Annotated in this window: 19 protein-coding genes and 3 pseudogenes; 13 read left to right on the forward strand and 9 right to left on the reverse strand. The window is 72.1% G+C overall.

What is annotated here, in order from left to right; genetic code table 11:
• Window positions 1-960: 960 nt before the first annotated feature.
• Together AB0L75_RS41705 and AB0L75_RS41710 are read right to left on the reverse strand one after the other, a co-directional pair.
• Window positions 961-1,326 (reverse strand): nuclear transport factor 2 family protein, encoded by a 366-nt coding sequence (locus tag AB0L75_RS41705; RefSeq protein WP_365191506.1) that lies wholly within the window; start codon window positions 1,324-1,326, stop codon window positions 961-963.
• 140 nt (window positions 1,327-1,466) lie between these two features.
• Complete coding sequence (locus tag AB0L75_RS41710) at window positions 1,467-2,303, reverse strand: acyltransferase domain-containing protein (protein ID WP_365191507.1); 837 nt, start codon at window positions 2,301-2,303, stop codon at window positions 1,467-1,469.
• A gap of 282 nt (window positions 2,304-2,585) precedes the next feature.
• Between AB0L75_RS41710 and AB0L75_RS41715 the strand changes: the two genes are divergently transcribed.
• From AB0L75_RS41715 to AB0L75_RS41735, 5 genes are all read left to right on the forward strand, one after another.
• Window positions 2,586-3,098 (forward strand): cupin domain-containing protein, encoded by a 513-nt coding sequence (locus tag AB0L75_RS41715; RefSeq protein ID WP_365191508.1) that lies wholly within the window; start codon window positions 2,586-2,588, stop codon window positions 3,096-3,098.
• Window positions 3,099-3,233: 135 nt separating this feature from the next.
• On the forward strand, window positions 3,234-4,322 hold the full coding sequence (locus tag AB0L75_RS41720) for an S-(hydroxymethyl)mycothiol dehydrogenase (protein ID WP_365191509.1): 1,089 nt from the start codon (window positions 3,234-3,236) through the stop codon (window positions 4,320-4,322).
• Complete coding sequence (locus AB0L75_RS41725) at window positions 4,322-4,951, forward strand: MBL fold metallo-hydrolase (RefSeq protein WP_365191510.1); 630 nt, start codon at window positions 4,322-4,324, stop codon at window positions 4,949-4,951. The genes AB0L75_RS41720 and AB0L75_RS41725 overlap by 1 nt, the downstream gene beginning before the upstream one ends.
• A gap of 88 nt (window positions 4,952-5,039) precedes the next feature.
• Complete coding sequence (locus tag AB0L75_RS41730; protein ID WP_365191511.1) at window positions 5,040-5,954, forward strand: SDR family oxidoreductase; 915 nt, start codon at window positions 5,040-5,042, stop codon at window positions 5,952-5,954.
• A gap of 76 nt (window positions 5,955-6,030) precedes the next feature.
• Window positions 6,031-6,819 carry an SDR family NAD(P)-dependent oxidoreductase gene (locus tag AB0L75_RS41735; protein ID WP_365191512.1) on the forward strand — a complete coding sequence of 263 codons (789 nt, stop codon included), beginning with the start codon at window positions 6,031-6,033 and terminating at the stop codon, window positions 6,817-6,819.
• 41 nt (window positions 6,820-6,860) lie between these two features.
• Here AB0L75_RS41735 and AB0L75_RS41740 read toward each other — a convergent pair.
• Window positions 6,861-7,055: pseudogene (locus AB0L75_RS41740) on the reverse strand (LysR family transcriptional regulator); the annotation flags it as partial.
• Window positions 7,056-7,069: 14 nt separating this feature from the next.
• Between AB0L75_RS41740 and AB0L75_RS41745 the strand changes: the two are divergent.
• Together AB0L75_RS41745 and AB0L75_RS41750 are read left to right on the forward strand one after the other, a co-directional pair.
• The gene (locus tag AB0L75_RS41745) at window positions 7,070-7,267 is read left to right on the forward strand and encodes a hypothetical protein (RefSeq protein ID WP_365191513.1); all 198 of its coding nucleotides are present in this window, start codon (window positions 7,070-7,072) and stop codon (window positions 7,265-7,267) included.
• Window positions 7,268-7,380: 113 nt separating this feature from the next.
• A complete protein-coding gene (locus AB0L75_RS41750) occupies window positions 7,381-8,076 on the forward strand; it encodes a L,D-transpeptidase family protein (RefSeq protein ID WP_365191514.1) in 696 nt (231 codons plus the stop codon).
• A gap of 18 nt (window positions 8,077-8,094) precedes the next feature.
• Here the strand turns inward: AB0L75_RS41750 and AB0L75_RS41755 are convergent, their stop codons facing one another.
• Window positions 8,095-9,297 carry a Gfo/Idh/MocA family oxidoreductase gene (locus AB0L75_RS41755; RefSeq protein ID WP_365191515.1) on the reverse strand — a complete coding sequence of 401 codons (1,203 nt, stop codon included), beginning with the start codon at window positions 9,295-9,297 and terminating at the stop codon, window positions 8,095-8,097.
• Between the two features lie 109 nt (window positions 9,298-9,406).
• Here AB0L75_RS41755 and AB0L75_RS41760 point away from each other — a divergent pair, with 109 nt between their 5' ends.
• Both AB0L75_RS41760 and AB0L75_RS41765 read left to right on the forward strand, forming a co-directional pair.
• Complete coding sequence (locus AB0L75_RS41760) at window positions 9,407-10,555, forward strand: ROK family transcriptional regulator (protein ID WP_365191516.1); 1,149 nt, start codon at window positions 9,407-9,409, stop codon at window positions 10,553-10,555.
• Between the two features lie 100 nt (window positions 10,556-10,655).
• Window positions 10,656-10,841 carry a hypothetical protein gene (locus tag AB0L75_RS41765; RefSeq protein WP_365191517.1) on the forward strand — a complete coding sequence of 62 codons (186 nt, stop codon included), beginning with the start codon at window positions 10,656-10,658 and terminating at the stop codon, window positions 10,839-10,841.
• A 140-nt stretch (window positions 10,842-10,981) separates the two neighbouring features.
• On the opposite strand, the gene AB0L75_RS41770 is transcribed toward AB0L75_RS41765, so the two are convergent.
• The gene (locus AB0L75_RS41770; RefSeq protein ID WP_365191518.1) at window positions 10,982-12,367 is read right to left on the reverse strand and encodes a S1 family peptidase; all 1,386 of its coding nucleotides are present in this window, start codon (window positions 12,365-12,367) and stop codon (window positions 10,982-10,984) included.
• Between the two features lie 143 nt (window positions 12,368-12,510).
• On the reverse strand, window positions 12,511-13,341 hold the full coding sequence (locus tag AB0L75_RS41775; RefSeq protein ID WP_365191519.1) for an SAM-dependent methyltransferase: 831 nt from the start codon (window positions 13,339-13,341) through the stop codon (window positions 12,511-12,513).
• 134 nt (window positions 13,342-13,475) lie between these two features.
• Here AB0L75_RS41775 and AB0L75_RS41780 point away from each other — a divergent pair, with 134 nt between their 5' ends.
• Window positions 13,476-13,862 (forward strand): PPOX class F420-dependent oxidoreductase, encoded by a 387-nt coding sequence (locus tag AB0L75_RS41780; RefSeq protein ID WP_365191520.1) that lies wholly within the window; start codon window positions 13,476-13,478, stop codon window positions 13,860-13,862.
• A 42-nt stretch (window positions 13,863-13,904) separates the two neighbouring features.
• Here the strand turns inward: AB0L75_RS41780 and AB0L75_RS41785 are convergent, their stop codons facing one another.
• The 3 genes from AB0L75_RS41785 to AB0L75_RS41795 all read right to left on the reverse strand — a co-directional run bounded on the left by AB0L75_RS41785 (window position 13,905) and on the right by AB0L75_RS41795 (window position 18,150).
• Window positions 13,905-16,670 (reverse strand): hypothetical protein, encoded by a 2,766-nt coding sequence (locus AB0L75_RS41785; protein ID WP_365191521.1) that lies wholly within the window; start codon window positions 16,668-16,670, stop codon window positions 13,905-13,907.
• 167 nt (window positions 16,671-16,837) lie between these two features.
• Window positions 16,838-17,257, reverse strand: a complete 420-nt coding sequence (locus AB0L75_RS41790; RefSeq protein WP_365191522.1) for a zinc ribbon domain-containing protein — start codon at window positions 17,255-17,257, stop codon at window positions 16,838-16,840.
• A 158-nt stretch (window positions 17,258-17,415) separates the two neighbouring features.
• The gene (locus AB0L75_RS41795) at window positions 17,416-18,150 is read right to left on the reverse strand and encodes a TetR family transcriptional regulator (RefSeq protein ID WP_365191523.1); all 735 of its coding nucleotides are present in this window, start codon (window positions 18,148-18,150) and stop codon (window positions 17,416-17,418) included.
• Window positions 18,151-18,336: 186 nt separating this feature from the next.
• On the opposite strand from AB0L75_RS41795, the gene AB0L75_RS41800 reads away from it, so the two are divergent.
• The 3 genes and pseudogenes from AB0L75_RS41800 (at window position 18,337) to AB0L75_RS41810 (ending at window position 20,986) form a co-directional block, all read left to right on the forward strand.
• Complete coding sequence (locus AB0L75_RS41800; protein WP_365191524.1) at window positions 18,337-19,458, forward strand: substrate-binding domain-containing protein; 1,122 nt, start codon at window positions 18,337-18,339, stop codon at window positions 19,456-19,458.
• A 44-nt stretch (window positions 19,459-19,502) separates the two neighbouring features.
• Window positions 19,503-19,942 (forward strand): annotated as a pseudogene (locus AB0L75_RS41805) (hypothetical protein); the annotation flags it as partial.
• Between the two features lie 8 nt (window positions 19,943-19,950).
• Window positions 19,951-20,986 (forward strand): annotated as a pseudogene (locus tag AB0L75_RS41810) (hydroxyacid dehydrogenase).
• Window positions 20,987-21,053 lie beyond the last annotated feature (67 nt).

Below are 21,053 nucleotides of genomic sequence, written 5' to 3' on the forward strand. Positions count from 1 at the left end.
ACGGTGCGGTTTGGCGGCGCCGTCTGGGCGGGGGGTGGTTGTTGCTGGATCGCGGCCGCCCCTGGGGGCGGGGGGTGGGCGCCGTGGGCCGCGCCCGGCAAGCCACCTCCGTGGTCGGCGCCGCGGACGCCCGCCTCGTCGCCGGTGTCCCGGGCCCGGACCGCCGACGGCGACTGCCGGGAAGGGTGCAGGGCCACCGCGCCGGAGTCGGAGTCGTGTCTTGGCGGCCGAGGCGCCGCAGTGCCGCGAGGGTCGGCAGAACGTCCGCGCTGTTCTCCCCGGCACACCGCGCCTGCGCGTCGTGCCCGGTGGCGTCCACGGGGTCGGCGAAGTGGTTGTCCGCGATCAGTCCGCGAGGCGACCTGCGGCGGCCGGGCGTGGGTGTGTCCGAGCCGGAGGAAGGCGGTGTCCTGGCCGCCGTCCGGGCACTCCCGTCGGCTGCTTCGATCCGTCCGGCACCGGTGTCCGTCCCGGTGAACCAGCCTCGGTCCAGGGCGACTTCGCCGTGGGCCCGGACGATCCGCCGCGGTCGGCCCCGGTCCGGGAGGCCGTCGTTGCCCCGCTGATGGTCCTCGCCCGGCACGGTGCGCGGGCCCGCCGGCGGGTGCTGGACGCCGCGGTCTCAAGTACTGGCAGTGCAGGTGCTGTTGATACTGCGGAGGTCCGGGCCGCCGTGCGAGTGCGGTCCCTCGGCACTCGCCGAGCTGCTGGGGCTGCCCCCGGGTACGCGGGTCCGGCTCAGCGTCGCCGGCCACACCGCCTGTGGCGTGCTGCTCTCAGTGCTGACCGAAGCAGGGCGGCGGACACCGGCAGTCCTGCGGCGGAAGCCGGTGCCGGCCGTCGAGGGCGGGCCCGGGGCAGCCGCCCCAGACTCGCCCGGGCCGAGAAGGTCCAGGTCAGCCGTGAGGTGACCTGGACCCTGGCGAATCTCCTTCCGGCGCCTGTCATGCCGGGGTGTGCCTACTCGTCCCAGGCCTGGATGATCAACTGGTCGGCGATCTTGCCGTCCCGCAACGTGACCATCGACTCGGCGAGGACACGTGTGCCGTCCCCGTACTGGCAGGACTCGGTGAACGCGGCGTGATCACCCTGCACGACGCACTGGTCCAGCTTGTGTGTCATGTCGCGGTTGTAGATGTCGTCCAGCAGCGCGGCGATCTCACCCCGGCCGCGCAGGACGGTGGGGTGGCTGGGCTGGTTGTTGTGGTCGACGATGCGGATCCGGGCGTCGTCGGCGTAGAGCGACAGAAGGGTGTTCCCGGTGTTCCCTTCTATGCCCCGGCGCAGTGTCTCGGTGTCGAAGCCGGAACCTGTCGCGGTGCCCATGGTGACCTCCTTCGGGCGCCCGCGGCCCGGCGGGGCGCGGACCACGCGGACCCCCACCCTTCGAGACTCCTCCGGCCCGGCCCCCTCGGCAAGCGCACACCGCGGTCCGAGCCGGGCCAGGTCAGCGGCGAAGGCGGCCCTCAGCGCTGCGCCGTCCCGGACCCGGCGCCCGGACCGGACCGACCCGACCGCAGTGCCGCCCAGTCACGGGAGAGCGCGTAAGCCGAGGCCGTGCCGCCGGGGAGGCAGTCCGGGAGCAGACGGGTCAGCAGGTCTTCGGACCCCAGCTCCAGCCAGGTGCGGACGCCCTCGCGATGCAGCAGGCCGACCGCCTCGGCGAAGCGCCCCGGTGCGCGCCGCACCCAGAACGCCGGCTCGGCGGTCTCGGCACCCACCGGACGGGCGGTGACATCGGAGACGAGGGGGAGACGCGGCACACACGGGTGGAGGGTGGCGAGGGTACGGCCGTAGGCGTCGAGGATGCCGCCAAGGCGCGGGTCGACGGTGCCGTCGAGGCGAGGGCTGGCGGTGCCGTCGAGGCCGGCGGAGCGCGGCTCGGCGGCCGGGAGGCCGCCCAGGAGGCGCGCCAGGGTGCCGACCGCGTGGCAGGCCTCCGCCAGGGAGAACACCCCCGCGGCATACGCGGCGGCCATCCGCCCGGCCGCCTGCCCGAACACCACGTCGGGCCGGATGCCCCAGCCGCGCAGCAGCCGGTACTGCGCCACCTGCAGCGCGAAGACCGCGGGCCCGGCGTACGACTCCCGGTCCAGCAGCGCGGCCGTACGCGTGCCGTCGTCCGCGAACATCACGCATTTCAACGGCAGTTCGAGATACGGATCGAGGCGCGCGCAGATGTCGTCCAGGGCGTCGGCGAACTCCGGGAACGCTTCCTGGAGTTCACGGCCTGTTCCCGGGCGCGGTCCGGCACCGCCCGAGAACAGGAATGCGGTACGTCCATTGCGGCCGTCGGTGAGCATGACCCCATTGAGGCACGCCCGGACCGACCCACACACCAGGCAAACTCATGCACCCAGCAAAAAGATTGCCATCATGGAATGACGTAATTCGGTCAAATTCTTACGCGATTCGAAGGCCTCTGAAGAACGGGACCGCAGGGCCTAGGTCTTGCGACCGAGGGGCCCTGGTCCCGCCCTCTGTGCGATCGATACCGGAGTCCGATGACAACGGTGCACCCGCGGGACGAAAGTGACGGAGACTCTTACCGAATAGAGTGTCATTTCTTACGAAGGAGCCCGCACATGTCCTATCCGCACCCGCGCCACCTCGGCGACAAGGGCGAGATCAGCGCAGTCTTCCGGTCCGCCGACACCCCGCCTGACGTCGTTTCCGGCACCACCGCAACGCACTATCTGGCCAGTCACGCCACCACCGGCGGTGAATTCGGCCTCTACAAGGTCGACATGGGCCCCAAGGCCCCCGGCGCCCGCACGCACTTCCACCGGACCATCTCCGAGTCCTTCTACGTCCTCTCCGGTGAGGTCAGGCTCTACGACGGCGGCACCTGGCTCACCGGACGGCAGGGCGACTTCCTGTACGTCCCCGCGGGCGGGCTGCACGCCTTCAAGAACGACACCGACGAACCCCTGTCGATGCTGATGCTGTTCTCGCCGGGCGCGCCCCGCGAGGAGTATTTCGAACGCGTCGCGGAGTTCGCGCGTCGCGGCCCCGAGGAACTGAAGGCCTTCCAGGTGAAACACGACAGCTACTTCGTCGACGCACCGGACGAGCCCGCCCCCGGGAGGCCTCGCTGATCCGGGCCCGGCCGTCCGGTCCGTCCGGTCCGTCCGGCGGCCGGTAAGATCCACGATCATCGTCGTGGTCCACCCCGCTACCGATCGATCGCGCGTAGGGTCGGCAGGGAAGGCAATCAAGGAAGGGGCCAGTCCATGGCGCAGGAAGTACGCGGCGTGATCGCACCGGGGAAGGACGAGCCCGTACGGGTCGAGACGATCGTGGTGCCGGACCCGGGGCCCGGCGAAGCCGTGGTACGCGTCCAGGCCTGCGGCGTCTGCCATACCGACCTGCACTACAAGCAGGGTGGCATCTCGGACGACTTCCCCTTCCTCCTCGGCCACGAGGCCGCCGGTGTCGTGGAGTCGGTCGGCGAGGGCGTGACCGACGTGGCACCCGGCGACTTCGTCATCCTCAACTGGCGTGCGGTGTGCGGGAATTGCCGGGCCTGCCTGCGCGGGCGCCCCTGGTACTGCTTCAACACGCACAACGCGCGGCAGAAGATGACACTCGCGGCCACCGGCCAGGAGCTGTCCCCGGCCCTCGGTATCGGCGCGTTCGCCGAGAAGACGCTCGTCGCCGCAGGCCAGTGCACCAAGGTCGACCCGGCGGTCTCCCCGGCGGTCGCCGGCCTGCTGGGCTGCGGGGTCATGGCCGGTATCGGCGCGGCGATCAACACGGGCGGCGTCGGCCGGGGCGACTCCGTCGCGGTCATCGGGTGCGGCGGTGTCGGCGACGCGGCCATCGCCGGGGCGGGCCTCGCGGGCGCGGCGAGGATCATCGCCGTAGACATCGACGACCGCAAGCTGGAGAAGGCCCGGGCTCTCGGCGCCACCCACACCGTCAACTCCAAGGAGACCGACCCGGTCGAGGCGATCCGTGAGCTGACCGGCGGCTTCGGTGCCGACGTCGTCATCGAGGCCGTAGGCCGCCCGGAGACGTACCGACAGGCCTTCTACGCCCGCGATCTCGCCGGCACCGTCGTCCTCGTCGGCGTCCCCACCCCCGAGATGAAGCTCGAACTGCCGCTGCTGGACGTCTTCGGCCGTGGCGGCGCCCTGAAGTCCAGCTGGTACGGCGACTGCCTGCCCTCGCGTGACTTCCCCATGCTGATCGACCTGCATCTGCAGGGCCGGCTGCCGCTCGACGCGTTCGTCACCGAGACCATCCAACTGGACGAGGTGGAGAAGGCGTTCGAGCGGATGCACCACGGCGACGTGCTGCGTTCGGTGGTGGTGCTCTGATGACCGTACGCATCGAACGCCTCGTCACCTCGGGGAAGTTCAGCCTCGACGGCGGCACCTGGGACGTCGAGAACAACGTGTGGATCGTCGGCGACGAGCGGGAGGTGATCGTCATCGACGCCGCCCACGACGCCGAGGCCATCGCCCGCGCCGTCAACGACCGGCGTCTGACCGCCATCGTGTGCACGCACGCCCACAACGACCACGTCAACGCCGCACCGCGCCTCGCCGACCTCACCGGCGCCACCATCTGGCTGCACCCCGACGACCTGCCGCTGTGGAGGATGACCCACCCGGACCGCGACCCCGACCGGCATCTCCTCGACGGCCAGGTCATCGAGACGGCCGGCGCCGACCTGACCGTGCTGCACACCCCCGGCCACGCCCCCGGCGCCGTCTGCCTCTACGAGCCCGGGCTCGGCACCGTCTTCACCGGGGACACCCTGTTCAAGGGCGGCCCGGGCGCCACCGGGCGCTCCTACTCCCACTTCCCGACGATCATCGGCTCCATCCGCGACAAGCTCCTCACCCTCCCGCCGGAGACCAAGATCCTCACCGGCCACGGCGACTCCACCACCATCGGCGACGAGGCACCTCACCTGGAGGAGTGGATCAGGCGCGGACACTGAGACCGTGCCGGTAAAAGCCGACAGGAGATGTCCGGCTTTCCCGCGACAGTGGACGACGACAGCAGTCGCACCACACGGGAGGCCGGACATGTCAGGACCGCTTGAGGACAAGGTGGCGCTGGTCGCGGGCGCGACCCGGGGTGCCGGACGCGGCATCGCCGTGGAACTCGGCGCGGCCGGTGCCACGGTCTACGTCACCGGCCGCAGCACCCGCCGGCGCCGCTCGGAGTACGACCGCCCCGAGACCATCGAGGACACCGCCGACCTCGTCACCGCGGCCGGCGGCCACGGCATCGCCGCCGCCGTCGACCACCTGGACAAATCCGCCGTACGGGCCCTGGTGGACCGCATCGCGGACGACCACGGCCGCCTCGACGTCCTCGTCAACGACATCTGGGGCGGCGAGAAGCTCTTCGCATGGGACACCCCGGTCTGGGAGCACGACCTCGACAACGGGCTCAGGCTCCTCCGGCTCGCGGTCGAGACCCACGCGATCACCAGCCACTTCGCGCTGCCCCTGCTGCTGCGCCGGCCGGGCGGCCTGGTCGTGGAGATGACCGACGGCACCGCCGAGTACAACCGCGACACCTACCGCGTGAACTTCTTCTACGACCTCGCCAAGTCCTCCGTGCTGCGGATGGCCTTCGCCCTCGGCCATGAACTCGGCCCGCGCGGCGCCACCGCGCTCGCCCTGACCCCGGGCTGGCTGCGCTCGGAGCTGATGCTCGACGCGTACGGCGTGCGCGAGGACAACTGGCGCGACGCCCTCGTCCGCGCACCGCACTTCGCCATCTCCGAGACCCCGCGCTATGTCGGCCGCGCCGTCGCCGCCCTGGCCGCCGACCCCGACGTGGCCCGCTTCAACGGACAGTCCCTCTCCAGCGGCGGCCTCGCCCAGCTGTACGGCTTCACCGACGTCGACGGCAGCCGCCCCGACGCCTGGCGCTACCTGGTCGAGGTACAGGACACGGGCAAGCCGGCCGACGTCACCGGATACCGGTGAAAGACGTCACCGGATACGGCGAGAAGGCGCCCGCCCTACCCGTGAAAGCGCGCCCCTCGGGCCGTACGGTCGGCCCATGACCGATCACACGCGCTTCGCAGGACACGGAGTTCTCGTCACGGGCGCCGCCCGCGGCATCGGCGCCGCCGTCGCCCGCAGGCTCGCCGAGGAGGGCGGCCGGGTCCTGGTCACCGACCGGGACCTGCCCGAGGCCGAGCGGACCGCCGCCGCGCTGCGCCGCGAGGGCCTCGCCGCCGAGGCGTTGGTGTGCGACACCGCCGACCGCTCCTCGGTGGAGGCGGCCGTCGCCCACGCCGTCGCCGCGTTCGGCTCGCTCGACGTGCTGGTCAACTGCGCCGCCCACTGCACCCCGGACGTGCCGCTCTTCGAGGACGGCACCGACGACGCGTGGGCACTCGACCTGGACGTCACCCTCACCGGCGTGTACCGCTGCTGCCGTGCCGCGCTGCCCCATCTCGCCGCCTCCGGACGCGGCGCGATCGTCGGTATCGGCTCCGTCAACGGCCTGCAGGACTTCGGCAACCACGCCTACAGCGCCGCCAAGGCCGGCCTGGGCTCGCTGACCCGCACCCTCGCCGGGCACGCGGCGGCCCGGGGTGTGCGGGTGAACCTGGTGGCGCCGGGCACGGTCCGCACCTCGGCGTGGGAAGGGCGCGACGGCGAACTGGACGCGCTCCGCCCGCTGTACCCGCTCGGCCGGGTCGGCGAGCCCGAGGACATCGCCGCCGCGGTCGCCTTCCTCGCCTCCCGCGACGCGTCCTGGATCACCGGCACCACCCTGGTGGTCGACGGCGGCCTCACCGCGGTGAACACCGGCTTTCACGCGGCAGTACGCCACCCCTGAGCCGACGGCACCGCAACCCCCTCGGGCACGGGGAACCGGGCCACGTCGAAGGCGTGCGCGAGCGTGCCGGGAATCAGACCGACGGCGACCCGGCCGCGCAGCAGACCCGCGTACTCCTCCACCCTCTGCCGCACCCCGTCGACCGCCGCGAGCACGGCCCGCGCGTACGGCAGTACGACCCCACCCGCCTCCGTCGGCCGTACCGAGCGGCCCGACCGGTCCAGCAGCGGCTGCCCCGACCACGGCGAAGGTGCTGCTGGAGCTGGTCAAGGCGCGCGGCAGCCCGCACCGCACGACCGACCGGCTCGCCGTCACCGTCGCCCTCGGCCTGGACCGCGAGGTGCCCGAGGACGGCCGTGACCAGGATCTTCTGCTGATCGCCTACGGCCGCAGACCCCCTTCCGGCGGGCCGCGCGGTGACGAGGTTCACCGTTTCGTCACAGCCTGACCGGAAACACAACCCCCACGCCCTCTTGGGGGTCTAGTAGTCCGATATCGCGGGAATCGCGCAGGGAGGCACCCGGGGCAGGCCCTGGGTGACAAGGGGAGAAGAGGTTGCACATGGGGGTCATAGCCAGACGGGGCGTCATCGCGCTGGGCGTCACGGGACTCGTGGCGCCGCTCACACTCGCCCTCACCGCGGCACCGGCCCAGGCCGCGAGCTGCACCACGCAGGCGGGGCCGTACCAGAAGCAGGTGGAGAAGTTCCTCGGCCGGCCGGTCGACGGCCGGCAGTCCGCCGCCGACTGCAAGGCCATCCAGGTCTTCCAGGACAGGAACGGCATCACGCCGGACATCGGCTACGCCGGCCCCGTCACCTGGGGCGTGATGGACCTCATGAACAAGCAGAAGGCCGTCGGGAACAACCCCAACAAGGACGGGTCGTGCCCGGTGAACAAGGGCCGGATCGCCTGTGTGAACCTCACGCTCCAGCTCAGCTGGATCCAGGACGGCAAGAAGCTCGTCTACGGACCGGTCCCCGTGCGCACCGGCCGCAAGGACTATGCCACCCGTACCGGCCTGAAGAGGATCTACTGGCGGGACATCAACCACGTCTCGACGGTCTACAACGTGCCAATGCCCTACAGCCAGTTCTTCGACGGCGGCCAGGCCTTCCACTCGGTCAATCTGAGCATGTGGAACCCGCCGGGCTCGCACGGCTGCGTCAACATGACGACCAAGGACGCCAAGGCGTACTGGTCGCTGCTGAGGACGGGCGACGACGTCTTCGTCTACGGCCGCAAGCCGGGCACCTGACCGGCACCGCCCGGCCCGTCACCCCTCCGGCGCGTCCCCGAAGTCCGGGATCGCCAGCCGGACGCCGCCCTGCCGCGCGGACTCGTGCGCGATGATCCCCGGCAGGGTGTACCGGGCGGCCACCCACGCGTTCACCGACGGCAGGGAGCGCGTGGTGACCGCGGTGACGAAGTCGTCCACCAGGAAGTGGTGGCTGCCCTCGTGGCCGTTGTGCAGGTGGTCGAACTCCCGCGGCAGCCGCGCCCGGTCGTGCACCGGCGCCGACCCCGAGGTGAAGGCGGCCCGCAGCTCCGGGGCGATGTGCGCCAGGGACGGATCGTCCGGGGCCAGTGTCGGCCCCGGTTCCAGCAGCTCGCTGATGTCCTTCACCCCGTTCTTGTCCTGCCACAGCGCCACCGTCGCCAGCTGCTCCATGCTGGCCTCCGTCCCGAAGAACCGGAACCGTGACTCGCGGATGTGCGAGGGATAGCCGACGCGCCGGAATTCGTTCGTACGGAACGATCCGCCGCCCGCGACCTCGAACAGCGCGGTCGCGTTGGACACGTCGTTGTCGAACTGACTGACCGAACGGTCGAAGACGCCGTCGTCGCGATCGTCTCGCACACCGATCGCCGACACGCTCACCGCGTGGGTCCGCCAGGCCCCGAGCACCCCGCCCACCGCATGGGTCGGGTAGAGCAGCGGGGGATAGCTGGCGGTCGCCTTCCAGTGCTCGCCGCCGCTGTACCGGTACGCCTCGTAGAAGCCGAGGTCCATGTCGTGGACGTAGTCGCCCTCGGCGTAGAAGAGCCGGCCGAAGGCGCCCTCGGCGATCTGGTTGCGGGCGTGCACGGTCGCCGGGTTGTACTGGCTGGTCTCGCCCATCATGTACGTCAGCCCGGTCGCCCGTACCGCGTCGATGATCTCGGAGATCTCGTCGGCGGTGATCGCCATGGGGACGGCGGAGTACACGTGCTTGCCCGCGCCGAGGCCCCGCAGGACCAGCGGGCCGTGCGTCCAGCGCTGGGTGAAGACCGCGACCGCGTCGACCCCCTTCGACTCCAGCATGGCCTCGTACGACGGGAAGGTGCCGGTGAGCCGCTGCGCGGCGGCGAGCCGCTCGGCCCGCTCGGGCAGCAGGTCGGTGACATACACGTCACGGACGCCGGGATGGGCCTGGAACAGCGTGGCGAACTGACCGGAGAACTGGCCGGCGCCGACGATGCCGAGAGAGAAAGTCATGCCGATTACTTTTGGTGCGAAATAATCTGGCCGTCAAGGGGCGGGCGGAAGCTTCTGTGGCATGCTCTCTGCACAGTAAGATGACCTGGTTATTTGTGAGGCGGAAGAAATGACCGGCTGGCTGCCGCTGAGCCCCGCGGAGCGCTCCGTGGCGATCGAGGTGCTCGTGCACGGTCCGCTGTCGCGCACCGAGCTGGCCCGGCGGCTCGGGCTCTCCCAGGGCAGCCTCACCCGGCTGACCAAGCCGCTGATCGAGTCCGGGCTGCTGGTCGAGGCCCCCGAGGCGGCCGGCGCGGCCCAGGCGCGTCAGGGCCGGCCGTCGCAGCCGCTCGGGGTCGTGGCCGACGCCGGCTCCTTCCTCGGCTTCAAGATCACCGGCGATATGGTCCACGGCGTCGTCACCACGCTGCGCAGCGAGGTCACCGGCCGGCTTGACCGGCCGCTCACCACGCACGCCCCGGACCCCGTCGCCGCGCTGCTCGCGGAGATGACCGCCGTACTGGCCGAGGGCCGTCCCGCTCCGGCCGGAATCGGCATCGGCGTGGGCGGTCCGGTGCGTGAGCGCGCGGTGGTCGCCGAGTCGCCGTTTCTCGGCTGGCGCGAGGTGCCGCTCGCCGCACTGGTGCGGGAGCGCACCGGGCTGCCGGTCGTCGTGGAGAACGACGTGGCCGCCCTGGTCGAGGCCGAGACCTGGTTCGGCGCGGGCCGTGGACTCGACCGCTTCGCCGTCCTGACCATCGGCGCCGGCATCGGCTACGGGCTGGTGCTCGGCGGCAGACGCGTGCCGTTCACCGAGGACGGCCGGGGCTTCGGCCGGCACTGGATCATCGACCCCAACGGCCCGCTCACCCCCACCGGAGAACGCGGCAGCGCTGTGTCGATGCTCACCATCCCCAGCATCGAGTACCAGATCCGCGCCGCCACCGGCCGCGACACCACCTACGAGGAGATCCTCGCCGCTGCCGCCGCCGGCGAACCCATGCCCGCCAGGGTCGTCGGCGAGGCCGCCCGCGCGCTCGGCATCCTGGTCGCGCAGATCGCCAACTTCGCGATGCCGCAGAAGATCCTGCTCGCCGGAGAAGGCGTCGGACTGATGGATGTGGCCGGGAACACGGTCCACGAGACCATCCGCGCGCACCGCCCTCCGCACGCCGATCCGGTCGGCCTGGAGACCAGGGTGTCCGACTTCCACGACTGGGCGCGAGGCGCCGCCGTGTTGGCGATCCAGGTGCTCGTGCTGGGTGAGGGCCCGGTGTGAACTGCCGCCTCCTACTTGACACATCGACGTGATGAGTAACACGGTCCGGAATGTCCGTATCGGGTGTGCTTGCTCACAGCGCCTTCACCTTGATCGGCATATGCTTCACAGCATGTCCACCACTGTTGAAGCCGCCTCCGAGCGATCGGCCGCGGAGGTCAACGAGGAGATCAGGGCCCTGTGGCGCCGGTCGGGCGGGACACTGACCACCGAGCAGCGCGCGCAGTATCAGCGCCTCGTGCTGGAGTGGGCCGCCGCGACCCCGCCGTCACAGCGGGCGGCCTGACCGGCCTCGCGCGGACCGCGCCGTACCGTCACCGTAATCGTCCAGGGCACCCGTGAGCGCACGGGTGCCCTTCTCGCAGGAGGTCCCGGGGACAGCAGGTCCCGGGGACGTCCCTCCCCGCCCCGTCCGCCGTCTTCTCGTCAGCCCCAGGTCGCCGAGTAGTACCGCTGATAGGCCTTGCGGTCCTGCTCGGCCCGGATGTAGCGGGTCGCGACGAGCGCGATCAGACTGCCCGCGATGACCAGCAGCCCCGGACCGACGTTCCGGGTGTCCGTCAGCCGTGCCAGCAGCGTCTGCCCCTGTGCGCCGGTCACCGGTGCCGAGGAACCCGGCGAGGCAGCGCTCGGCGCGACCGCGCCCTGTGCGGCCGGGGCCGACTGCGCGGGGGAGGGGGCGGCGTTCTGCGCGGCACCGCCGGTGCTCGGCGTCGACACGATGAGCTTGACGTTCAGCGCCGCCATCGCCTTCGTCACCGGCTGGAAGAACGTCGTCCCGCCCGCCGTGCAGTCACCGCTGCCGCCCGAGGTCACCCCGAGCGCGATCCCGTCGGAGAACAGCGGCCCGCCGCTGTCGCCCGGTTCGGCGCACACATTGGTCTGGATGAGTCCGGTGACCGTCCCCTCCGGGTAGTTCACGGTCGCGTTCAACGCGGTGACCTGGCCGTCGTGCAGGCCGCTGGTGCTGCCGCTGCGGAACACCCGCTGCCCCACCGCCGCATCGGCGGACCCCGTGATCCGCACCCCGTTGCCGCCGCCGATCGCGACGATGTCGGCGCCGTCACCGGCCTTGCCGGTGGCGTACTGCACGAGCGAGAAGTCATTGCCGGGGAAGGTGCTGCTCACCGTCCGCCCCAGCTGCTGGTTGCCCTGGTTGTCGGCGAACCAGGTGGATCCCGCGGGACCGCAGTGACCTGCCGTGAGGATGAAGTCGCTCTGCCCGTTGCTCACGTTGAACCCCGCCGAGCAGCGGCCGCCGGTCGACAGGATCGGCTGGGCGCCGTTGAGCCGCGTGGTGAACGTGCCCTTCGTACGCTCCATGCGCACGAAGCCGCCGATCCTCGCGGCGACGTGGCTCATCCGGGACCAGTCACCGGCGGACACCGTGCTGTCCGCGCTCACCACGACCCGGTTGGTCCGGTAGTCCACCGCCCACGCGGTACCCGCCACCCGCGGCGCCGAACGCAGCGTGGCCGTCGCCGACTTCAGCTCGTTCATGCTGTGCGGCACGACCTTCGCCTCGGCCCCCGCGAGGCGTACCTCCCGCGCCGCCGCCTCGTCGGTCACCGCCACGACCGGCCGCCCGTCGGCGCCGATCCAGTCGCCCGCCGTCCGTGCCGTACCGAGCCGCGCCGCCAGCGCGGCGCCCGTGTCCCCGCCGCCGGCGGACGCGGAGAACGCTCTGGCCGCGACCCCAGGTGGCTCGCTCGCCATCGCCGCCTGGGCGACCATCGCGCCGCCCAGGAGGAGTCCGCCGACCGCCGCCAGGCGAGTCACCCGCCTGACGATCCGTCGTCGTGCGTGCCGCATGCAGGGCTCCCGAAACCGAACCGAACGCGCGCCGCCGGCCGTCGGCGGCGGCGCGAGACCCTCGGCTCGTCGAGGGCCCGCACCTCCATACGCGGCGCACCGCCCCGGCGTTCAGCGATCGCGGCGATCGCGCGCTGCCGGGCTCAGTTCTTGCGGGCCACACCGCCGAACATCGCGACCTCCTCCGGCTCGGCCCCGTGGCCGTGCTCCGGGCGCCAGCGCGAGCAGGACACCACACCCGGCTCCAGCAGCTCCAGACCGCCGAAGAACCGGGCCACGTCCTCAGGCGTGCGCTGGGTCAGCTTCGGGGTGCCGTGCTCGTTCCAGAACTTCACCGCCTCGTCCACGTCCGGCATCGACGGATGGGTGACGGTGTGCGACAGCACCAGATGGCTGCCCGCCGGCAGCCGGTCGGTCAACTGCCGCACCAGACGGTACGGGTCCTCGTCCTGGCCGATGAAGATGACCACGCCGAGCAGCATCAGCGCCACCGGCTCGCTGAAGTCGAGGGTCCGCGCCGCGTGTTCGAGGATCGCGTCGACGTTGCGCAGGTCCTCGTCCAGATAGTCGGTACGGCCCTCGGGCGTGCTCGTCAGCAGGGCACGCGCGTGCGCGAGGACCAGCGGGTCGTTGTCGACGTACACCACCCGTGCCTCGGGGGCGACGCGCTGGGCGACCTCGTGCGTGTTGTCGGCGGTGGGCAGCCCGGTGCCGATGTCGAGGAACTGCCGGATGCCCGCCTCGCCGACCAGATGGCGTACCGCGCGGCCGAGGAACAGCCGGTCGGCGCGCGCGTACTCCCCGATGCCGGGGTGCAGCCGGCGTATCTGGTCGCCGGCCGCGCGGTCGACCTCGTAGTTGTCCTTGCCGCCGAGCCAGTAGTTCCAGATCCGGGCGGTGTGCGGCTGACTGGTGTTGATCCGGGCGCGCAGCGACACGGCCACGTCGTCGGTGGCTGCCGGGTTGTCGGTCACGTGGGTCAGCTCCTGGGTACGGATGAGATGCCTGACGAGGGAAACAGCGTTCAAGACGCAATCTAGACGCCGGAGTTGATCTCCGCACCGTCCTCGCCGTGCCGTACCCGGCCACGGCTCCTAGACTGCCGGGCATGGACGACACGAGGCTGGACCGGCTCGGCTCCGGCAAGTACCTGCTGGTGACCAGCTACCGCAAGAACGGCACGCCGGTCGCCACCCCCGTGTGGGTGGTCCGCGACGGGGGCACCCTCGGGGTCTGGACGGCCGCCGACAGCTTCAAGGTCAAGCGGATCCGCCGCCGCCCCGACGTCCTCGTCGGCCCCTGCGACCTGCGCGGCAACCCCACCGGCGAGCAACTCCCGGCCACCGCGGAGATCGCCGACGCCGCCACCACCGCCCGCTACCGGAACCTCATCACCCGCAAGTACGGCATCCTCGGCCGCCTCACCCTGCTGGGCAGCCGGCTTCGCCGCGGCCTGGACGGCACGGTGGGGATCCGGGTGACCCTCGCAAAGTGAGGGCCACCCGGAACCGGCGCTACGACGCGTCCCGCAGCGAGGCTACGACGCGTCCCGCACCGAACCGGTCAGTACCAGCCCGTCGGGCCGCGGCGCACCGGTCTGCGGGTCGATCTGCTGGAACCGCACCGACTCCGCCGGCTCCTTCACGCCGTCGTCGACCGTGGGCAGGGTGATGTCCGCGCTCGTCCGCCCCGCCGGGATGTCGGTCCACAGATAGAGTCCGCCCACCTTGGACAGCGGACGCTCCGGGTCCGGGTTCGCCCCGGCGGTGTCCCGCAGCCAGCGCGCCGGCACGTCCTTGGTGGACAGCTCCGGCGCGGGAGCCGGCACCGCGACGAAGTCCGCGCTCATGCCGACGTCCACAGCCTCGGACAGCGACACCCGCCACTTCAGCGACTGCCCCTCGGTGACGCGGTCGGCGAGGGGCGTGACCGTCATCGTCGGAGCCGGATCGTCGTCGTGGACGGTGATCCCGCCCTGGTAGGAGCCGACGACCGCGCCGTGGACCGCCTTGACGAAGACATCGTGCGACACGTCCCGGCCGTAGCGCGTGTTGCCCTTCACCTCGACCGGTACGTCGATGTCGTGGCCGCCGGGCCGCACCGTCACCACCCGGTCCGCGGTCTTCCCGGTGGCCGGGTCGACGACGTACACCCGGACCTGCCCGCTGCCGCGGCCCGTCACCCGGACCGGAACGCGGTAGGTGCGCACGCCCGAGTCACCCTCGTCCACGGTCATACGGCCGAGGTCCACCCGGGGCATCGCCGCCGCCCGCACCGCGGGCGTCCCCGGCCGCCAGCCCCACGCGTCCATCAGCCAGGCCTGCCCGGCCGCCGAACGGGCCGTCAGCTCCATGGACTTGACGGAGCCGAGCGCGAACCCGGTACGGCCGGCCGCCGTGAGCGGCACCCGGAACTCGCGCGCCCAGTACGACGCGGTCACCTCGCTGCCGGGCAGCCCGTCCGCACGGACGCGGCCCAGCCTCACCTTCCGGCCGGAGGTGTCGGTGAGCGACACGTCCAGCTGTGTGCCCCGGGAGTTCGGCGGTACGAACAGACGCAGCGCCAGCGCCTCGGCACCGGACAGCGACACGGGCCGCCGGACGCTCACCCGTGCCGCGGTGCCGGCGCGCGTCCAGCTCAGCGCGATCGCGTGCCGATCGGACTCCCGGCCGGTCACCCACTGCGCGAAGTGCGGTGACACCCCCTTGGCCCGCTTGCCCAGGCAGCCCTTGGCCGGGCTGGGATCGACCGCGTCGCACAGCCGGGCACCGGTCACCGACACGCCGCCGTCCGGCAGGAACCCGGCACCCCGGTCCGCCCCCACCGCGTGGCCGAGCACCCGCGCCGGGTCCGCCGACGGCGCCCGCCTCCCGGAGCCGTCCAGCAGCGGCCGTACCCGGTCGTCCCCGGCCAGGAACAGCCGCGCGGCGGCCGCGATGTACGTCGAACCGGCCCGGTGCTGCTGGTCGGCGCTGAGCCGGGTCGCCGCATGCTTGTTGCAGACCGGGTCCGGGTGCTGCGGGTCGTCGGCGAAGTCGTCCTCGGAGGGCGCCGCGGACTGGCCCGGCGTCCACTCGGAGTTGAAGAAGTTGTGGTCGGCGCCGATGACATACACGGCACTGTGCAGCGCGCGGCCGTTGCTGACCGCGCGGGTCCCGTCGACGTACACCTCGCCCTGCAGATCGGAGACGTCACCGTCGCAGCCGGGCAGGATCGTCACCGACGGCACGTCGGGCACCGGGTTCTGGCCGAAGACTGTCGGTCCGATCAGCACCGTACCTCGGATCTTCCAGCGGACCGGCCCGTGATAGCCGTCCTGGTCGGCGGGCGGCGGATACAGGCTGTCCAGGGCCGCCCGGTCGACGCCCTCGCCGCCACGGGAGTGTCCGACGAGCAGTACCCGGGACAGGTCGGCGCGCGGGGAGCGGCGTACGACGTCCGGCGCGGTCTCGGGGTGCGCGGCCCAGCCGGCCCAGCGGGCCAGATGCAGCCGGACGAGCGAGGAGCGGGCCTGGGCACCGCCGTCCTCGGCCGCGGAGTCCTGGCCGTTGACGCCGTTGGCGGAGATCGAGACGGTCATATAGCCCTGCGAGGCGAGGAGTGTCTGGTCGCGCAGGTAACCGCGGTGGCTCGGTATGGGCTGCGTACCGGCCTTGCAGGGCCAGTCGCCGGTGCTGCTGTGGCCCTGGTAGCAGGTGAAGTGGCGGCCGTGCAGGAACAGCGCGAGCGGACGACTGCCGGACGTGCCGACCGGGGCGACGACCACCGCCCGCATCTCCACCGGCGCCGCGAAGCCGGGCAGTTTCACCGACTTCAGGCTGTACTCGCCCGTCCGGGTCCGGTACGAGCCCGGCTCGCCCGGATCGACCGCGTTCGGGGGCAGCGGGGCCGGCGGCCGGGGCGCGGACGCGGCCCCGGATCCGGTGGTGCCCGGCTCGTCCAACCGCCGCCCGCCGGACCACACTTGGAGCCCCCGCAGCTCGCCGGCCCGGTGTCCGTCCAGCGGCAGCCGGAACGTGTGCCCGTCCGGGCCGGGCCGCGGGGCTCCCAGCAGACGCCCGCCGGCCCGGAACTCGACCCGCGCGTCCCCCATCGGCACCGGCCGGTCCGACCGCCACACCAGCTGGGGCGCGGACCGCCCGCCGGCGATCCGCCAGCCCGGTGGCAGCGTCCCGTCGTCTGCTGCTGCCGACGTGCCTGCCGATGACGGTGGTTGAGCCTGTGCGACTGCCGCCCCTGGGGATGCGCCGGCCACCGCGAGCAGCGCGGCGGCGGTCACCCATATGCGCCGGGCACGGACCACTGTTCCTCCTCGACCCCCGACCTCGGGCGTCCCGGCCGTCCCGGGCGCCCCTCGCCCCGGAGGACGGAACGTGAAACCTGTGGGTTGCCCGTGAAGAACAAGTGGTCGATCAGATGGCCGGACTGCGTCAACGGTGGCTGGCAACAGCCCAGTTGCCCGGCGGGATGTCAGGTCCAGGCGCTCCGGAACGACTCGTCCAGCAGCTGGAAGACCGGCTCGCCGCGCACCGGATCCTGGGCGGTGGACAGCCGGACCCGGTCGCCGCTGTGGATGCCGACCGGCAGGCCCATGACCCGGCCGCGTACGACGAATCCCTCGGCCATCTCGATCAGCGAGACATTGCGCGCGGCGGGCGTGTTGCGGTGCACCACGGTGGAGTGCCGCACCGTCCCGACGCCCTCGCTGCGCTCGGTGCGCAGCTCGCTGCCCTGGCACACCGGACACAGCAGCCGGTGGTACATCGCGGTGCCGCACCAGGTGCACCGCTGGAAGACGATGGCGTCCCTCCAGTCCGCGGGGGCAGGATCGAGAACACCCGCCGCGGAGCCGGCCGCCGGGTGCGAGACGTTTGCTGAGTGGTGGTACACGCTGGTCAACTCCCTGCGCTCGGCCGGAATCCCGCGTACCCGGCGCGCACCGGACACACGAGTGCGCGGCAGCCGTGCCACCGTGCACGCCGACAGGGTATGGCACTCAGTGTCACTCGTAAAGGCACTCCGTACCCCCAATTTGCGACCCGAGGCCCTCATGCGCGGCCCAGTGCCGCCTCCAGCTCCTGCACCACCCGCCACAGCGGAGCGTCCCGCCGGGTGACGACCACCACCACGTCGTCGGGATGCCCTGCCGGTGCCGGGCTGATGCGGGCGGGTGGCGTCGAGGGCTCGGCGGCACGCCCGAACGTCTTCTGCACATACCCCAGTGCGTGGTCCACCGCCGCGCCCGCGTCGCCCAGGCCGTCCGAACGCAGCCAGGAACGCAGGGCGTTGTTGTGCGCGGCGACGACCGCGGCCGCGATGACGTCGGCCCGCAGCGTCCCGTCCGGCCGGCCCGCGAAGCGCCCGCGCAGATACTCGGCGAGCGCCCGCTCGTAGCGCCACACCACCGACAGCTCGTAGGCCCGCAGGCCCGGCACCTGCTTCGTGAGGCGGTAGCGCTGCACGGAGAACGATGGGTTCTCCGCGTACATCCCCAGCACCAGCCGGGCCGCGTCGCACACCCGCCGCACCGGTTCGTGCTCCGTGCCGCTCGCGGCGAGGAAGGCGGTCATGTCGGCCAGGCAGCGCTCGTGGTCGGGGAAGACCACGTCCTCCTTGGAGGGGAAGTAGCGGAAGAACGACCGCCGGCCGACCCCGGCCAGGGCGACGATGTCGTCCACGGTCGTCTGCTCGTACCCGCGTTCCAGGAAGAGCTGGAAGGCCGCCGCGACGAGGGCCTCCCGCATCGGCGGCTTCGCGGCCGGCGCCGCACTGGTGGAGCTCATGGAGGGGAACGTAGCACCCGGAAGACACCCATGACACTCAGTGCAGCAAGAGTGGGCTTGCGGGGGAACTGAGTGCTTTGGAGGTGCGCGACCGAACATCGGATCGATCGAATTGATCGGAATCGATCGATACGATTGCGGGCGTAGAGTAATCGACTCGGGATCACTGTTCCAGGGGGAACCCCCATGCGACTGCACGTCGACCAGCGCCACGAGCGGGTGCTCGAACTCGTCCGGGAGCGGGGCAGCCTGCGCGTGGCCGAACTGGCCGCCGAACTCGGCGTCTCCGCCGTCACCCTGCGGCGCGACGCGGAGACGCTCGCCGCCCAGGGCCGGGTGCGGCGGCTGCACGGCGCGGTGGTCTGGCCGGGCGACCGCACCGCCGCCCCCGCCTCAGCCCCCGCCGCCGGCGACGAAGCGCGGCAGGGGTCCTTGGACGGCGCCGTCATCGGAATGATCGTGCCGACCACGGTCAATCTCTTCGCCGACATCGTGCGCGGCGCCCGGGACGCCGTAGGCGCCCGGGGCGGCCGACTCGTCCTCGGGCTCTCCGGCTATGTCGGCACCGAGGACTCCGTGCAGGCGGAGCACCTGATCGCGGGCGGTGCGCAGGGGCTGCTGGTGGCACCGAGCTGGTTCGTCGGGGTGCCCCGGGACGGGCAGGAGAAGTGGCTGATGGAATGCGGGGTGCCCACCGTGCTGGTCGAGCGCTCCGCCCCGCCCGGCAACCCCGCCGCCGACCTCGACCGGGTCCGCACCGACCGTGCCCACGGCGCCGCCGTGGCCGTCGGCCACCTGGCCGCCCTCGGGCACCGCAGGATCACCGCCGTCCTCCAGGAGGGCCCGCACGCCGTCCAGATCAGCGCCGGGTTCCAGGCCGCCGTCCGGGCGCGCGGGATCGAGGTCGACGACAGCGCCCCGAGCGTGCGCGAACACGGCGACTACGAGGCCTGCGTGGACCATCTCGTCCGGGCGGTCCGCGAACGCGGCGTCACCGCGGCCCTGGTGCACAGCGACGAGGACGCCATCGTGCTCGTGCCGCGACTTCAGGCACACGGCATCCGGGTGCCCGCGGACCTCGCCCTCATCGCCTACGAGGACCAGGTCGCGGGCCTCGCCGACGTCCCCCTCACCGCCATCGCCCCGCCCACGCGCGCGGTGGGCGAACTCGCCGCGAACCTGCTGCTGCGCCGCCTCGGCGAGAAGCGCACCGGCCAGCGGCCCGGCCCCCGGCGGCACATCGATCTGCTCCCGGAGTTGCGCGTCCGCTCCTCCTGCGGCGGCCAGGCCCCCGCCGACGGTTCCTGAGCCCGCCACGCTGACCGATCCGATCGTTCGGGCGATCGTTTTGATTATTTTGGTCGAACGGTATCCATCTACGCTGGCTCGGCAACAGCGTCCTGTACTCCGTCGCCGGCTCAGCCGCCTCCAGTTTCATCTGTGTCGCCACCGGCTACGCCTTCGACAAGTACCACTTCAAGGCAAGGAGAAGCTGTTTCGCCCTCGTCCTCAGGGGTGTCCTGGTCCCCGGCACCGTCATCCAGCTGCCCATGTACCTGCTCGCCACCAAGGCCGGTGTGGTCGACACCTACTGGGCGCTGCTGCTGCCCGCCCTGGTCAACCCCTTCGGCGTCTATCTGGCCCGGGTCTTCTCAGCGTCACCCAGCAGCAGCCCGAGTACTACGCGCTCGTGATCACCGGCTCGCTCGTGGCCGTCCTCCCGCTGATCGCCGTCTTCGTCTGCCTGCAGCGCTTCTGGCGCTTCGGTCTGACCGCCGGCGCGGTGAAATGAAGGTGACCATGACCCCCGCCCCCGCCCGTCCCGCGCCCCGCCCGCGCACCGCCCTCGCCATGGGCGCGGACATCCACCGGACCCTGCTCACCGACGGCCTCCTGGACCGGCTCCCTACGATCGCCCGCGTCGACACGACCACCACGATCACAACGATCAGCGACGCAGACCCGGCCACGGCCCTGCGGCTCGCCCGCGCCGAAGTGCTCTCCACCCACTGGGGCGCACCGCCGCTGACCGAGGACGCGCTGCACCGTATGCCCGGCTGCGGGCCGTCGTCCATGCGGCCGGCTCGGTCAGGCACCACATCACCGACGCCGTCTGGAAACGCGGCATCACCGTGTCCTCCGCGGCCGCCGCCAACGCCGTCCCGGTCGCCGAATTCACCCTGGCCGCCGTCCTGTTCGCGGGCATACGGGTCCTCGGCATCGCCCGCGACCACGCCCGCGCCCGCACCTCGCCCGGCCTCCTGCCGTTCTACAGTGGCCACGGCAACTACCACCGCACCGTCGGGGTGGTCGGCGCCTCCCGCGTCGGCCGCCGGGTGATCGAGCTGCTCCGCCCCTTCGACCTGCACGTCCTCCTCCACGACCCCTACGGCGACCCCGCCGAGGCCCGGGCGCTCGGCGTGGAGCCGGCCGGACTGGACGAACTCGCCGCACGCAGCGACGTGGTGACCATCCACGCCCCCCAACTCCCCGGGACGCGGCACATGTTCGACGCCCGCCGCCTCGCCCTCCTCAAGGACGGCGCGACCCTGGTCAACACCGCCCGAGGCTCCCTGGTCGACACCGCCGCCCTCACCGAACACCTGCTCACCGGCCGCCTGAACGCAGTCCTCGACGTCACGGAGCCCGACGTACCCCCCGCCGCATCGCCCCTTACACCCTGCCGAACGTCCTGCTCACCCCGCACATCGCCGGTTCGCTCGGCAATGAACTGGGCCGCATGACCGACTGGGCCGCCGACGAACTCGCCCGTTATGCCCGCGGCCTGCCCTTCGCCCGCCCGGTCGGACCCGAGGAACTCACCCGCTCCGCATGAGGTGCCCTCACAGCGGCCGTTCCGGCTCACCTTGTACGAGGACCAGGGCCGCGGACGGGAGCCGTCG

The sequence above is a fragment of the Streptomyces sp. NPDC052101 genome (genome assembly GCF_040680235.1).
GTDB lineage: Bacteria > Actinomycetota > Actinomycetes > Streptomycetales > Streptomycetaceae > Streptomyces.